11 protein-coding genes are annotated in these 14,622 nt (G+C 73.2%); 5 read left to right on the forward strand and 6 right to left on the reverse strand.

Features of this window, described 5'->3' with window-relative positions:
* Window positions 1-12: 12 nt before the first annotated feature.
* A complete protein-coding gene (locus QRN56_RS10855; protein ID WP_285103058.1) occupies window positions 13-624 on the reverse strand; it encodes a hypothetical protein in 612 nt (203 codons plus the stop codon).
* Between the two features lie 65 nt (window positions 625-689).
* A complete protein-coding gene (erm, locus tag QRN56_RS10860; protein ID WP_502928787.1) occupies window positions 690-1,466 on the reverse strand; it encodes a 23S ribosomal RNA methyltransferase Erm in 777 nt (258 codons plus the stop codon).
* A 359-nt stretch (window positions 1,467-1,825) separates the two neighbouring features.
* Between erm and QRN56_RS10865 the strand changes: the two genes are divergently transcribed.
* The 4 genes from QRN56_RS10865 to QRN56_RS10880 all read left to right on the forward strand — a co-directional run bounded on the left by QRN56_RS10865 (window position 1,826) and on the right by QRN56_RS10880 (window position 9,640).
* Window positions 1,826-5,323 (forward strand): family 43 glycosylhydrolase, encoded by a 3,498-nt coding sequence (locus tag QRN56_RS10865; RefSeq protein ID WP_285103061.1) that lies wholly within the window; start codon window positions 1,826-1,828, stop codon window positions 5,321-5,323.
* 167 nt (window positions 5,324-5,490) lie between these two features.
* The gene (locus tag QRN56_RS10870; protein ID WP_285103062.1) at window positions 5,491-7,083 is read left to right on the forward strand and encodes a peptide chain release factor 3; all 1,593 of its coding nucleotides are present in this window, start codon (window positions 5,491-5,493) and stop codon (window positions 7,081-7,083) included.
* A gap of 122 nt (window positions 7,084-7,205) precedes the next feature.
* On the forward strand, window positions 7,206-8,474 hold the full coding sequence (locus QRN56_RS10875) for a chloride channel protein (protein ID WP_285103064.1): 1,269 nt from the start codon (window positions 7,206-7,208) through the stop codon (window positions 8,472-8,474).
* On the forward strand, window positions 8,471-9,640 hold the full coding sequence (locus QRN56_RS10880) for a cation:proton antiporter (RefSeq protein ID WP_285103066.1): 1,170 nt from the start codon (window positions 8,471-8,473) through the stop codon (window positions 9,638-9,640). Before QRN56_RS10875 ends, QRN56_RS10880 begins: the two co-directional genes overlap by 4 nt.
* Before the next feature lie 13 nt (window positions 9,641-9,653).
* Here the strand turns inward: QRN56_RS10880 and QRN56_RS10885 are convergent, their stop codons facing one another.
* Window positions 9,654-10,043 (reverse strand): MerR family transcriptional regulator, encoded by a 390-nt coding sequence (locus QRN56_RS10885; protein ID WP_285103068.1) that lies wholly within the window; start codon window positions 10,041-10,043, stop codon window positions 9,654-9,656.
* A gap of 65 nt (window positions 10,044-10,108) precedes the next feature.
* Between QRN56_RS10885 and QRN56_RS10890 the strand changes: the two genes are divergently transcribed.
* Window positions 10,109-10,837: an SDR family oxidoreductase gene (locus QRN56_RS10890; RefSeq protein WP_285103070.1), complete on the forward strand. Its 729-nt coding sequence runs from the start codon at window positions 10,109-10,111 to the stop codon at window positions 10,835-10,837.
* Here QRN56_RS10890 and QRN56_RS10895 read toward each other — a convergent pair.
* From QRN56_RS10895 to QRN56_RS10905, 3 genes are all read right to left on the reverse strand, one after another.
* On the reverse strand, window positions 10,800-11,459 hold the full coding sequence (locus tag QRN56_RS10895; protein WP_285103071.1) for a class I SAM-dependent methyltransferase: 660 nt from the start codon (window positions 11,457-11,459) through the stop codon (window positions 10,800-10,802). The two genes, QRN56_RS10890 and QRN56_RS10895, sit on opposite strands and share 38 nt — an antisense overlap.
* Before the next feature lie 97 nt (window positions 11,460-11,556).
* Complete coding sequence (locus QRN56_RS10900) at window positions 11,557-12,315, reverse strand: C40 family peptidase (RefSeq protein WP_285103073.1); 759 nt, start codon at window positions 12,313-12,315, stop codon at window positions 11,557-11,559.
* 188 nt (window positions 12,316-12,503) lie between these two features.
* Complete coding sequence (locus QRN56_RS10905) at window positions 12,504-14,300, reverse strand: ricin-type beta-trefoil lectin domain protein (protein ID WP_285103075.1); 1,797 nt, start codon at window positions 14,298-14,300, stop codon at window positions 12,504-12,506.
* Window positions 14,301-14,622 lie beyond the last annotated feature (322 nt).

A 14,622-nucleotide genomic window follows, 5' to 3' on the forward strand; every position in this document is an offset into this window, starting at 1 on the left:
ACGAGCGGCGCATCACCAGATCGCGACCTCCGCGCCCAGCTCCAGGCCCTTCTCGGTCGCGACCGCCGACGAGATCGTCACGTCGGTCTCGTCCTCGGGGAAGGCCACGCCCTCGACGAGCTGGTCGAGCTGGTCGTTGCCGAGCTGGTCGGCGAGCGTGGCGAGGGGGAGCGAGATCCCGGCGAACTCGACGGACTCCGCGCGCAGCACTGCCCGGCCGTTCTCGGCGGCCACGGAGAGGAGCACGTCCACGTTCTGCTCGCTGCCCGCGATCGAGAGCGGCACCTGCGCGACCAGGTTGCCGGACTGCGGCGTGACCTCGAGGTCCGGCAGGTCGGCGGCCGAGCGGGCCATGTCGGTGAGCGCCGCGGGCGAGACCTCCGCGCGCAGGGTCGCCCGCCCGGTCGCCAGCTGCACCAGCGCGAGCGTGTCGTCGCGCTCGACCGTGACGCCGTCGGGCAGGTCCGCCTCGGCGGCCGCGATCCGGTCGTCGATGATGCCGCGCAGCACCACCTCGCCGACCACGCCCAGGACGACCAGCACGCCGATCACGGAGACGACGGCGACGATCCAACGACGGGGACGGCGAGGTGCGCTCGGCGGCGCGGCTGCGTTCGACGACATGCGCCTATTCGACAGCATCGTCATGCCGGACTCATGGCGAACCGCTGGGCATCACGTGATGGGTCTCATCGCGACCGCCACCGGACGCCCATGGCGTACGCGTCCACCCAGGCGCGGGCGTCCAGGTCGCGGGGCAGCGCGTTCGGCCCGACGCCGTTCTCCCGGGCCCACCGTCCGACGTCGTTCCGCGCGATGCCGTACCGCGTGAGCACCTCGCGGACGCCCCGGCCGGGACCGTTGAACACGGCGGCGGCGAAGCGCTGGTAGCGACCGAGGTCGGTCACGGGCACGAGCGGCCGCGGGCGCCGGTCGATCACGAGCAGCCCGGCGTCGACGCTCGGGCGGGGCCGGAAGGCCGCGGCGGGGACGCGCCGGTCCAGGCGGAAGGTGAACCACGGCCACCACTGCGCCGTCAGGAGAGTGGTTCCGCCGACGGCGGCGCGCTTGCGCGCGACCTCCCACTGCGTGATCAGCAGGGCGCGCTCCCATCCGTCCAGCGTGAACAGGCGGCGCAGCACGGGGGTGGTCAGGTGGAAGGGCACGTTGCTCACGAGGTCGTAGGCGCCCGACGGCGGCGCGTGGCGCAGGATGTCGTCCCGCGTCACCGTGACGTTGCCCGGGGCGATCCGCCCCAGGCGCGCGACCGAGCGCGGGTCGATCTCCACGGCCTCGACCGGCCGGCCGAGCCGGGCCAGCGGCAGGGTCAGCGCGCCGCGCCCGGCGGCCCACTCGACCAGGGGCCGGTCGGCGTCGAGGACCAGGGCGACCACCCGGTCGATCACCTGCGTGTCGACCAGGAGGTTCTGGCCGAGCTCGTGGGCGCCGCCGGGGTGCTCGCTCAGCCGTCGGGTGATGCCCGGGTCCAGGTGGTCCGGCCGGCGACCGGGCGTGCGGGCAGGGAGACGAGAGGATCGGTTGCGCGACATGGTGTGTGCTCCAGGATTCGTCGGCTGACAGGAATCCGGGCAGCACGAACGCGCCGCCCGGCGGAAGCCGGCGGCGCGGAGCACGCGCTGGGTGGTGGTGTGCGTTCCGCGCCGCTAGCGGGCGGAACGCTGCCTGATCATTGCGTTCATATCGCGGCCGACCCTACGAGCCGGCGTCCGCCCGGCGCCACGCTTTTTCGCCCGTCCCTTGACAGGGCGATGCGCCGATGGTCGGATGACGCGACTGTTAACGCTCACATTCTCGCGAGGTCACTGTGCAAAGAAGCACTCGTCCTTCCCGCCTGCCCCTGCGCGCGGTCGCCACGGGCGCCGTCGTCGCACTGCTCGGCAGCCTGGTTCCGCTCCTTCCCGCAAGCGCCACGACCACCCAGGCGGAGGCGGACGCCGCCGCCGCGGCGCTGAGCGTCGTGCACGCCGACGACGTGCGCGGCCACCTCACGCTTCCGACGTCCGGCCTGCACGGCGCGAGCGTCACGTGGGCGTCGTCCGACCCCGCCGTGGTCGCCGCCGACGGGATCGTCCGCCGTCCGGCGCACGGCGCGGGCGACACGGAGGTCACCCTGACCGCGACCGCCGACGTCGCCGACGCCTCCGCGACCCGGGAGATCGCGCTCACGGTCCGGGAGCAGCCGGAGGCGGCCCCGTACGAGGGCTACGCGTTCAGCTACTTCACGGACAACTCGATCGCCGGCGAGAAGATCTACTTCGCGGCGAGCCGCGGCAACGACGCCCTGACCTGGGACGAGGTGAACGACGGGCAGCCGGTGCTGGAGTCGACCGAGGGCACGCTCGGCCTGCGCGACCCGTTCCTGATCCGCTCGCCCGAGGGTGACCGGTTCTTCCTGATCGCCACCGACCTCTCGATCGGGCGCAACGGCGACTGGGACGCGGCGCAGCGGCACGGCAGCCAGTACCTGGAGGTCTGGGAGTCCACGGACCTGATCACCTGGTCCGAGCAGCGGCACGTCAAGGTCTCGCCCGACAACGCCGGCAACACCTGGGCGCCCGAGGCCTACTGGGACGAGACGCTGGGGCAGTACGTCGTGTTCTGGGCCTCGAAGCTGTACGCGCAGGACGACCCGGACCACACCGGCAGCGCCTACAACCGGATGTTGTACGCCACCACGCGCGACTTCGTGACGTTCAGCGAGGCGCAGGTCTGGCAGGACCGCGGCGAGTCACGGATCGACTCCACGGTGATCCGCGAGAACGACGTCTACTACCGCTTCACCAAGGACGAGGGCGGCGGCGGGACCGGCTGCTCGGACATCATCCAGGAGAAGTCGGCGTCGCTGACCGCCGTCGACCTGCCCGGCGACCCGGCGTGGGAGTTCATGGCCGGCTGCATCGGCCGGGAGGCCGGCACCTCCGCCGTCGAGGGGCCCACCGTCTTCAAGGCCAACCCGGGCGACACGTCCGGCTCGCCGTACTACCTGTTCGTCGACGAGTACGGCGGCCGCGGCTACATCCCGCTCGGCACCGATGACCTGGAGCACCCCGACTGGCAGGTGCCGGCGGACTACGACCTGCCCGCCAGCCCGCGCCACGGCACGGTCATCCCGGTCACGGCCGCCGAGCTCGCGGCGCTGCGCGAGGGCATCGTGGTCCCGGAGCCGCCGACGCCGGTCGTGGCCGACGAGAACGGCCTGGTCGCGCACTACGCGCTGGACGAGACCGCGGGCACGGTCGCCGCGGACGGCACCGGCCACGGGTACGACGGCGTCGTCAGCGGCGACGCCACCTGGGCCGACGGCGCGCTGAACCTGGGCGGCACGAACGGCCACGTGCGGCTGCCGGACGACATGATGGCCGGGCTCGACGCGATCACGGTCTCCACGAAGGTCTGGCTGGACCCCGCGCAGGCCACGCCGTACTTCATCTGGGGCCTGGGCAACACCGACGGCGGCGGCGTCGGCAACGGCTACCTGTTCACCACGGGGAACAACTACCGCTCCTCGATCGCGACGGGCAACTGGTCCACCGAGCAGACCGTGGCGTCGGGCGCGGCGCTGCCGCGTGGTGCCTGGAAGACGCTGACGTACACGCTCCAGGACGGCACCGCCCGGCTCTACCTCGACGGCGCACGGGTCGGCGAGAAGACCGGCGTCACGATCGAGCCGGGCGACATCGGCGACGGCCGGACGGCGGCCAACTACATCGGCCGCTCCACGTACACCGCCGACAGGTACCTCAAGGGCAGGGTGCGCGACTTCCGCATCTACAACCGTGCCCTGTCGGCCGACGAGGTGCGGGAGCTCGGGGCGGACCCGACCGCCATCAACGGCGTCGACCTGGACGCCCTGAAGGTGCCCGCCGTCATCGACGCCGCGACGTCGACCGTGACGCTGCCGGTGACGCCCGGAACCGACGTGACCGCCCTGGAGCCGGCCTTCGAGACGGTGTCCACGTCCACGGTCTCGCCGCAGGTCACGGGGCCGATCGACCTGTCGGCGCCCCGCACGTTCACCGTCACCGCGCAGGACGGCGCCAGCCGGGCCTGGACCGTGCGCGCCGTCGAGATGCGCTCGCCGGCACTGCCGGGCCTGTACGCCGACCCGAACATCGCGCACTTCGGCGACAGCTACTACCTCTACGCCACGTCGGACGGCGTCGCGGGCTGGGGCGGCAAGGACTTCTACGTCTGGACGTCGAAGGACCTGGTGGACTGGGAGCGCTCGGCCGAGCCGATCCTCACCCTGGACGGAGCGAACGGCGACGTGCCGTGGGCCGGCGGCAACGCCTGGGCGCCCACGATCATCGAGCGGGGCGGGAAGTACTACTTCTACTTCTCCGGCCACAACCCGACGTACAACCGCAAGACGATCGGCGTCGCCGTCGCCGACCGCCCCGAGGGCCCGTTCGTCGCGCAGCCGACGGCGATGATCCTCAACAACGAGCCGGTCGCGTCCGGACAGGCGATCGACCCGGCGGCCTTCCAGGACCCCGAGACCGGCCGGTACTACCTGTTCTGGGGCAACGGCGGGCCGTCGAACGGCCCGGTGTACGCCGAGCTGAGCGACGACATGCTGTCGATCAAGCAGGACTCCCTGGCGCGGATCGGCGGGCTCACGAACTTCCGTGAGGGCACGTTCCTCAACTACCGCGACGGCCTCTACCACCTGACGTACTCGATCGACGACACGGGCTCCGCCGACTACCGCGTCGGCTACGCGACCGCCACCAGCGTGGACGGCCCGTGGACCTACCGCGGCGTGATCCTGGAGAAGGACCCCGCCCAGGGGATCCTCGCCACCGGGCACAGCTCGATCGTCCAGGTGCCGGGCACCGACGAGTGGTACATCGCCTACCACCGGTTCGCGCTCCCCGGCGGCGACGGGACGCACCGGGAGACGACGATCGACCGGCTCACGTTCGGCGCCGACGGCCTCATGCAGAAGGTCACGCCCACCCTCACGAGCGTGGACCCGCTGCCCTACGCCGGCGTCCAGCCGCGGGCCCAGCGGCCGCCGAAGGTGAGCGGCCGGGCCACGGCCGGCTCGACGCTCACCGCGACGTCAGGGCACTGGGACCAGCGGCGGCTCACGTTCGCCTACCAGTGGCTGCGGGACGGCGCCGTGGTCGCCGGCGCGGAGGGCCGGGCGTACCGGCTCACCGGCGCCGACGTCGGGCACCGCCTGACCGTGCGGGTGACGGCGGCGACGCCGGGGGCCCTGCCGGGCACGGCGGTCTCCGACCCGACCGCGCGGATCACGGCCCACCCGGCCCCCTGCCGGACCCGCACCCCCGTCTAGCCGCCAATCGCTGAGTGCTGGATATTCGCCCTTTTCGGGGGCTCTGGAGGGCGAATACCCAGCACTCAGCGGGGGGAGCGGGAGGGTAGAGTTGCAGGCTGTCCGGAGCGGGAGTCGCAACAGATGGGGATGGCGTTGGCGCAGCACGAACTGAGGGGCGGGGCCCGATGACCGTCCTGACCTCTGACACCCGTCCGGTCGGGACCGAGGCGGCACGTCGCCGCAGCATCGCGGTCATCTCCCACCCCGACGCCGGCAAGTCGACCCTCACCGAGGCCCTGGCGCTGCACGCCCACGCGATCGACGAGGCCGGGGCGGTGCACGGCAAGGGGAACCGCGCCGGCGTCGTCTCGGACTGGCTCGAGATGGAGCAGAAGCGTGGGATCTCCATCACGTCCGCTGCCCTGCAGTTCGCCTACGGCGACGTGGTGATCAACCTGCTGGACACCCCCGGGCACGCCGACTTCTCCGAGGACACCTACCGCGTGCTGACGGCGGTGGACGCCGCCGTCATGCTGCTCGACTCCGCCAAGGGCCTGGAGCCGCAGACGCTCAAGCTGTTCGAGGTGTGCCGCCGCCGCGGCGTGCCGGTCATCACGTTCGTCAACAAGTGGGACCGCCCCGGGCGCGAGGCGCTGGAGCTGTGCGACGAGCTGGAGGAGCGCATCAACCTGCGCCCGACGCCGCTGAGCTGGCCCATCGGCGAGGCCGGCCGGTTCCTCGGGCTGCTCGACCGCGCCACCGGCGAGGTGCGCACCTACCGCCGCGCCCCGGGCGGCGCGTCGATCGCTGAGGAGGAGCTCCTCACCCCGCAGGCCGCCGCCGACACCCTCGGTGACGACCACACCGAGGCCGTCGAGAGCGTGCAGCTCCTCGACGAGCTCGACCGCGACTCGTTCCTCGCCGGCACGACGACGCCGATGCTGTTCGGTGCGGCGCTGGCCAACATCGGCGTCCGCCAGCTCCTCGACGCCGTCGTGGACCTCGCCCCCGCGCCCGGCGCGCGGCCCGACGTCGACGGCTCCGCCCGCGACGTGGACCAGGCGTTCAGCGGCTTCGTGTTCAAGATGCAGGCCGGCATGGACCCGAACCACCGCGACCACGTGGCCTTCATCCGCGTGTGCTCGGGCCGCTTCGAGCGCGGCATGGTCGTGACGCACGAGCGCACCGGCAGGCCGTTCGCCACGAAGTACGCCCTGTCGGTCTTCGGCCGTGAGCGTTCGACGGTCGAGGACGCCTACCCCGGCGACGTCGTGGGCCTGGTCAACGCCAGCACGCTCGCCGTGGGCGACACCGTGTTCGACGCCGCGGGCCCGCACGTGCGCTTCCCACCGATGCCGGTGTTCGCGCCCGAGCACTTCGCGGCCGCCCGCTCGGCAGACCCGGGCCGCTCCAAGCAGTTCCGCAAGGGCATCTCGCAGCTCGAGCAGGAGGGCGTGGTCCAGGTCCTGGTGTCCGAGGCGCGCGGCGACGGCAACCCGATCCTCGGGGCGGTCGGCCCGCTCCAGTTCGAGGTCGCGACCTTCCGCATGGAGCACGAGTTCTCGGCGCCCATCCGGACCGAGCAGCTCGGCCTGTCGCTGGCCCGCGAGGCCGCGCCGGAGCACATCGACACGATCGCCGCCTACCCGGGCGTCGAGGTCGTGCGCCGCGGCGACGGCACCCCGCTCGTGCTGCTGCGCGACGTCTGGCACGCCCGGGCCTTCGAGCGCGCGCACCCGGACGTGCCGCTGATCCCGCTCGTCGCCAGCGGCGTCTGACGGCGGAGGACACCACCCGGGCGAGCCGCACGGCCGTGGCCGTGCGCGCTCGTCCGCGCGCGAACCCCGCGCCACGGTGCGACGATCGGCATGTTCAGCGGTAAGCGACCAGGGGCGTGGTCATGCACGCACACGGCAAGAGGCCGCTGGCCACGCTCGTGGGACTGCCCGCGGTGGTCGGCGTCGTGGCGGCGGTGCTCGCCACGGCCTTCACCTCGCTGGTCCACGGCGGCGAGCAGCTCTTCTGGACGTGGCTCCCCGAGACGCTCGGGCTGGACGGCGTGCCGTGGTGGTGGGTTCTGCTCCTGCTGCTGGTCGGCGCGGCCGGGGTCGCGGCCGCGACGCGCCTGCCGGGGCACGGCGGGCACCACCCGCTGGACGGGTTCGCCTTCGACATCACGGCGCGTGAGCTGCCCTCGACGCTCCTCGCGGCGGCCTCGTCCCTGGTGTTCGGCGTCGTGCTCGGGCCGGAGGCCCCGCTGCTCGCCATCGGCACCAGCCTCGGGTTCGCGGTGCACCGCCGGCTCGGCACCGACGCGTCGCGCGTGCTCGTCATGGCGGCCGCCGCGGCGGCGCTCGGCGTCGTCCTGGGCAATCCCGTCGTGACCATGCTGCTCGTCCTGGAGGCGATGTTCCTCTCGTCCCGTCCGCGCCCGGAGCAGCCGCTGTACCAGGTGGTCCCGATCCTCTCGGCGCTGGGCGCGGGCTACGTCGTGCGGATCGGCATCGACGACTGGCCGGGCACCCACGTCCCCGAGCTGACCATGGGCGACATCGGCACGTACCCGGCTCTGCACGTGATCGACCTGGTGGGCGGGGTCGTGGTGGCGCTGGTCGCGGCGGGACTGATCATCGCGGCCATGCGGGGTGGCAGCGGCGCGCGGCGCCTGGCGGCCCGGCGCCCGTTCGTGGCGCTGATCGTCGGGGCCCTGACGATCGGCGGGCTCGCGGTGCTCACCCGGGCCGGCACGGGGGTGGACGTGAGCACCGTGCTGTTCTCCGGGCAGCAGTCCCTGTCCACGGTGACGGCGTCCACCGCGGCGGGGACGCTGCTGGTCGTCGCCGTCGTGAAGTCCGCCGCCTACTCCGTGAGCCTGGGCACCGGGTTCCACGGCGGGACGATCTTCCCGTCGGTGTTCATCGGGGCGACGGTCGGCGCGGCGGCCGCCCTGCTGGTGCCCGGGACGGCGCTGGCGCCGCAGGTGGCCTGCGGCATCGCCGCGGGCGTGGCGGCCGCGGCCGGCATGCCGGTCACGGCCCTCGTCCTCGCGCTCCTGCTGTGCGTGAGCGCGGGTCCCGCCGTCACCGTCCCCGCGATCCTCGGGGCGCTCGTGGGCACGCTGCTCAAGGGGCTGCTGAACGCCCGCCGGCCCGCCACGGTCGAGTCATGAACGTCTACGCGCCGCTCGTGCCCGTGTTCGTGGTGGCCCTGCTCGCGCCGCTGCTGACCGGGCTGATGCCGGTGCGGGCGCGGCTGCCCCAGGTGGTGCTGCTCCTGCTGGGCGGCGTGCTCATCGGCCCGGCGGTGCTCGGGCTCGCCGCACCCGACGACGTCACGCTCCTGTCCGACCTCGGGATGGGCTTCCTCTTCCTCCTCGCGGGCTACGAGCTGCAGCCGAGCCACCTGCGCGAGCGGCTCGGCCGCCGTGCCGGCGCGGCGTGGGGCACCTCGCTGGTGCTGGCGGCGGTGGTGGTCCTCGTGCTCATCCGGCCGGACGAGGAGGAGGAGCTGGCGGCCGGGGCGATCGCGCTGACCACCACCGCGCTCGGCGTGGTCCTCCCGGTCCTGCGGGACGCCGGCCGGCTCGACTCCCCGTTCGGCCGGGCCGTCCTCGTGGTCGGCGCGTACGGCGAGCTCGGGCCCATCGTCGCCATGGCGCTGCTGCTCGGGACCCGCGGCTCGGGGGCCGCCGCCGTCCTGCTGGTGCTGTTCGCGGTCCTGGCCGTCGCCGTGGCCCTGGTGCCGGGCTTCCGGGCACCGGTGGCCGTGCGGCTCGTCCAGGACTCCGAGCACGGCACCGGGCAGAGCACGCTGCGGCTCACGGTGCTGCTGCTCGTGGGCCTGCTCGCGGTCGCCTCGGCGTTCGGGTTCGACGCCGTGCTCGGTGCGTTCGTGGGCGGCATGGTGCTGCGGCGCTGGGCGCCCGGCGACGTCGGGCGCCTGGAGAAGAAGCTCGACGCCGTGGCGTTCGGCGTGTTCGTCCCCGTGTTCTTCGTGAGCTCGGGCATGGCACTGGACGTGGCCTCCATCGCCGCCGCACCCGCCCTGCCCCTGGTGCTGTTCGCCCTGATGGTGCTGGTCCGCGGCGGGCCGGTGCTGCTGTGGCTGCGCCGGGAGCTGCCCACCGGGGAACGGGTCCAGGCCGCGCTCTACTCAGCGACCGCCCTCCCGCTGCTCGTCGCGCTGACGGGGATCGCGGTGGAGCGCGGGATCATGTCCGCGCAGACGGGGGCGGCGCTCGTCGGCGCCGGGGTGCTCTCCGTGATCGTGCTGCCCCTGGTGGCGGGCCGTATCCCGGTACGCGGCGGCGAGCCGGCCGAGCACGGGACCAGGTGACCGGACGGCGGGCCTACGGGTGGCTCGCCGTGACGTCGATGACCTGGTCGAGCCGGTCCAGGGCGGTCTGCAGCTCGTCGATCCGGGCCCGGATCCGGTCGCGCTCGGCGTGCAGCATGGTGCGCTGCTCGGCGTCCGTGTGCCCGGACTCGATGCACGGCAGCAGCTCCGCGATGTTGCGGCTGGTCAGGCCGGCGGCGTACATCTGCTGGAAGAAGCGCACGCGCTCCACCGTGTCGGGCTGGTAGAGGCGCTGACCCGACGGGCTGCGCCCCGCGGTGAGCAGCCCCTGCTGCTCGTAGTACCGCACGGCGCGCACCGAGACGCCGGCGCCCCGCGCCACCTCGCCGATGCGGATCAGCGGCTCCGTTCCTACCTCGGCCGCTGCCTCGGTGACCGTCATCACTGCCCCTTCCGGCGACTCCATGCTTGACCCTGACGTCAGCGTCAGGTTTTAGCGTACCGGACATGGACATCAACAACTCAGTCGCCCTCGTCACCGGAGCCAACCGCGGGCTCGGCCGCGCCTTCGCCCAGCGGCTCCTCGACCGGGGCGCACGCAAGGTCTACGCAACGGCCCGCCGGGCCGGGACCGTGGACCTGCCCGGCGTGGAGGTGCTGGCCCTCGACGTCACCGACCCCGCGTCCGTGCGCGCCGCCGCCGAGGCGGCCTCGGACGTCACGCTGCTGGTCAACAACGCCGGCATCACCACGGGTACCAACCTCGTGACCGGTCCGCTCGACGACGTCCGGCACGAGCTGGAGACCAACCTGTTCGGCAGCCTGACGATGATCCGGGAGCTCGCCCCGGCGCTCGCCGCGAACGGTGGCGGCGCCGTCGTCAACGTCCTGTCCGCCATGTCGTGGTTCGGGCTCGACGGCGCCAACGCGTACCACCTGAGCAAGGCCGCGGCCTGGGCCATGACCAACGGCGTACGCCTGGAGCTGGCCGGGCAGGGCACGCTCGTGACGGCCGTCCACCTGGGCCTGGCCGACACCGACATGTCGGCGGGCTGGTCCGTCGACAAGATCGCGCCGTCGGACCTGGCGGACGCCGCGCTCGACGGCGTCGAGGCGGGCTCGGCCGAGGTGCTCGCCGACCAGTGGAGCCGGGACGTCAAGGCCCGGCTGCTGCTGACCCCGGAGGAGCGGGACGCCGCTACCGCGCGGGGCCTGGCGGCGATGTCGGCGGGCTGAGCTCCGGCCGGCGGGCCGCGAGCCGCTCGATGACGCCCCGGTTGAACCGGTCGTGCCGCTCGATCCGTAGCCCCGCTGCCTGGACGTGCAGCAGCGGACGGCGCCGGAAGTGCTCGTTCTCGACCCGCACGCTGTACTGCTCGGCGACCGCCTGGAGCATGCGGATCGGCGCCGAGGTGCTGACCACGTGGTCGGCCAGCAGCAGCAGGCCGCCGGGCCGCAGCACCCGCACCATCTCGTCGACCGCGCCGCGGTCGTCGGGCACGGCGCACAGCCCGAACGTGCAGACCACGGTGTCGAACGAGGCGTCGTCGAACTCCAGGCGCTGGGCGTCGCCGACGCGCAGGTCGACCGCGCGGCCCAGCTCGGCGGCGTGCCGGCGGGCCCGGTCCAGCATGGCGGGGCTCAGGTCCATCCCGGTCAGGGTGGCCCCGGCGGGATACCGGCCCAGGTTCAGACCCGTGCCGACGGCGACCTCCAGGACCTCGCCGGCGGCCTGCCGGCACACCCAGTCCCGGGTGTCGCCGAACATCCGCTCGGCGCGGTCCATCTTGCGGTCGTAGCCCGCCGCCTGCCGGTCCCAGTGCCGGCGGATCCGGTCCGGGCCGGGTGATCTGACCATGGCGCCTCGTTCGGTGGTCGGGAAACGAATCGGGCGGTGTTGCGGGGAGTCGACGTCGTCCACTCTCCGCAACACCGCCCGATGGCGCTACCTGGCGTCAGCCGACCCGCAGGAAGGTCGGGTTGGACTGCCAGATGCTGGTGTACCGCACGCTCTTGCCGGGGACCGGCGCCTCGATCTGCATGCCGTTGCCCGCGTAGATCGCGATGTGACCGGGGGTCCAGATCAGGTCGCCCGCCTGGGCCTCGGCCCACGACACCGGCGTGCCGGCGTACAGCTGCTGGGACGAGGTGCGCGGCAGGTCGATGCCCACCTGCGCGAACACGTAGGACGTGAAGCCGGAGCAGTCGAACCCGGACGGGGTGGTGCCGCCCCACACGTACGGGACACCCAGGTACCGCATCGCGATGGACACCACCGACGCGCCCCGCTCCTTGGCGGCGCGCTCGGCCTCCTCGGCCTCGATCTTCGCCTGGTACTCGGCGTTCTCCGTCGCGGAGACCACGGAGACCGCCGACTTCTCCAGCGTCAGCTGCGCGTCCGCGGCGACGGTGATCATCGGCGAGGCGGAGACCGACTCCCGGGCCTGGGCGGTCAGCGCGTTGAGGTCCGCGGTGTTGAGCGCGCCCTGGACGGGCTGGCCCTGCAGCGCCGTCGTAGCAGGTGCCGCCTGGGCCGGGGTGGCGATGAGCGACAGCAGCACGCCGCCGCCGGCCGCCGCGACGACCGCACCACGTCCGGCGAACGAGCTGACCTGCTCGCCCGCGGCGCGCGCGACGCCGGCCAGGGGGCGGTGCGCCGCCCGGTGCCGGCCGCGTGCACGGGGGAGTGCGGCCGGTTCGAGGTTGGGATCCATGAAGGCTGGGACCTTTCTGGTTCGGAAGACAAAGCGCACACGCGGCGTCGTGGTGGGCCGAGCCGAGGTGCGCCCACACTAGCGCCTCCTCCGGCGGTGCGGGACCCACCTGGCGTGATCTTTTCGTGATCGACCCCGCCGGGTTACCGCGGGACGGGCGGTCGGCGCCCGTCCCGCGGCCCGCCGGCCTACTGCGGGACGCTCCAGACCTGGGTCCAGAGCCCGTTGCAGTCGTAGATCTGCAGGTCGGTCCCATCGGCGGTGTTGCCCTGGGGCACGTCCAGGCAGCGGCCCGACTGCGGGTTGTACAGCGAGCCGTCCGCCCGCGCGTCCCACTGCTGCGCCCCGGAGCCGTTGCACTCCCAGAGCTGGACCTTGGTGAAGTTCGCGGTGCCGTTGGCGTCCACGTCGAGGCACCTGCCGAACGCGCGGACCGTGCCGTCCGCGCCCATGGACCAGGTCTGGCCGGTCGCGACCCCGCACGTCCACAGCTGGGCGGCGTTCCCGTTCACCGCCGTGTTGGTGTCCACGTCGAGGCACTTGCCGCCCGGCGCCCCGACCGGCCCGGTGGGCCCGGGCAGCGAGCCGATGCCGAACCGCACCTCGCACTGGTTGCCGGTGCCGAGCCACGTCGCCGCGAGGTAGAGGTAGGAGGTCCCGTCCTCGCGGGGGATGGCCGGGGTCGAGTAGCCGGGGCACGAGGGCACGCCCGTGGCGTACCCGCCCGTCGGGTTGACGGTGACCGGGGTGGCCGCCTCGGTCCACGCGCCGTTGCCCAGCGAGGTGTTGGCAAACAGCACCGTGCCCGACTCCGCGAGGACCGCCTTGTTCCCGGTGGGTCCGGCGACGACGCGCTGGCCCGACAGCAGGACCGTCCCGTTCGGGCCACCTCCCGGGACCCAGGAGATGTACGGGGTGTGCAGGAGCTCGCGCGCGTCGGCCGTGCGCACCAGGGTGCCCGCGTCGCCGGCCGCGCCCCAGTCGTACCCGTTGGCGCTGCGCTTGACGTACACCTCGCAGGCGTGGTCCGGATCGGTGGCGTCGCGGCACATCTCGTACGCCATCAGGTGGTCGCCGTCCGGCAGCGCGGTGAACGTCTGCATGCCCGGCCGGCGCAGGTTGTCGGCCGGGAACGAGACGTCGACCGTCATCGACGAGCTCCAGGTGCGGCCGCCGTCCGACGAGGTGTAGTGGCCGATCACCTGGTTGTTCGTCGGGGTGTTCGCGGGGCGCTCGTCGGAGATGAAGCAGGCGAGCCGGTCGTCCTCGGTGACCAGGAAGACGGGCTCCCAGATGCCGTGGCCCCAGGTGTCGGGCTGGCCCGAGGTCTGCGTGCAGTTGGACAGGTACTGCCAGGTGGCGCCGCGGTCGGTGGAGCGGAAGACCTCGACCTTCTGCGTGCTGTAGTCGCCGACCTGCCAGGCGGTGCCCGCGGCGAGGACGTCGCCGGCCGCCAGGCCGTTGACGGTGCGCGGCACCTCGTACAGGGTCGGGGCCTCCAGGTCCCAGCCCGGCGTGTTCGACGTGATGGTGGACACCGCGGACCACGACTGGCCGCCGTTGGTGCTGCGGTAGACGGGCAGCGCCGTGGGGGAGCCGGTGCCGCCGCGCGCGAACGTGGCGAGCATGGTCTGGTTGGCGCTCTGGTCGTGGTCGAGGCGGACCGCGCGTGGGTAGCCGGCGGTCCCGTTCGGGTGCTGGCCCAGGTCGGGGCTGAACAGCACGTTGCCGGGCAGGGCGGCGGGGGCGACGTCGTCGGTTGCTGCCGTCGCCGTCGTGGTCGCCGTGGTCGTCGTCGCTGTCGTGGTCGTCGCTGTCGTGACGGATACCGGGCTGGCTGCGCCGGTGGTGCCTGATGCGGTGGTGGCCGGCGTTGCCCCCAGCACCGCCGTCGTGCCGGCGGGTGCGGTGGCCAGGGCGAACGTCGCCGCGAGGGCGACGGTCAGGGCGGCGTGTCTCCGCGGGGTCGTGAGATGTCGAGACATGGTGCAGGACCTCCTTGTCGTGCGCGTGATGTCCGGCAGCGGTGCGGGACGTCGTGCCCGAGATGCACCTTTGCAGACGTTGCAAAGCCAACTGTGGCCCACGATGTGCACACGTTGCAAGACCTGCCGGACGCAAAGTCACGTTCAGGGGCGGGTCGGCGGGATGCCCGGGCGCGCCTTGCGCCGGGATCGGCAGGTCGCCCGAAGGTTCGGCAGTTTGCATTGAGGTCGGCACAGGCCTGTGCCGACCTCAATGCAAAGTGCCGACCCTTGATGCGAACTGCCGAACCTGACGCCGCCGCCTACTCCAGGACGGCCGCCG

This window comes from Promicromonospora sp. MEB111 (genome assembly GCF_030209445.1).
Taxonomy (GTDB): domain Bacteria; phylum Actinomycetota; class Actinomycetes; order Actinomycetales; family Cellulomonadaceae; genus Promicromonospora.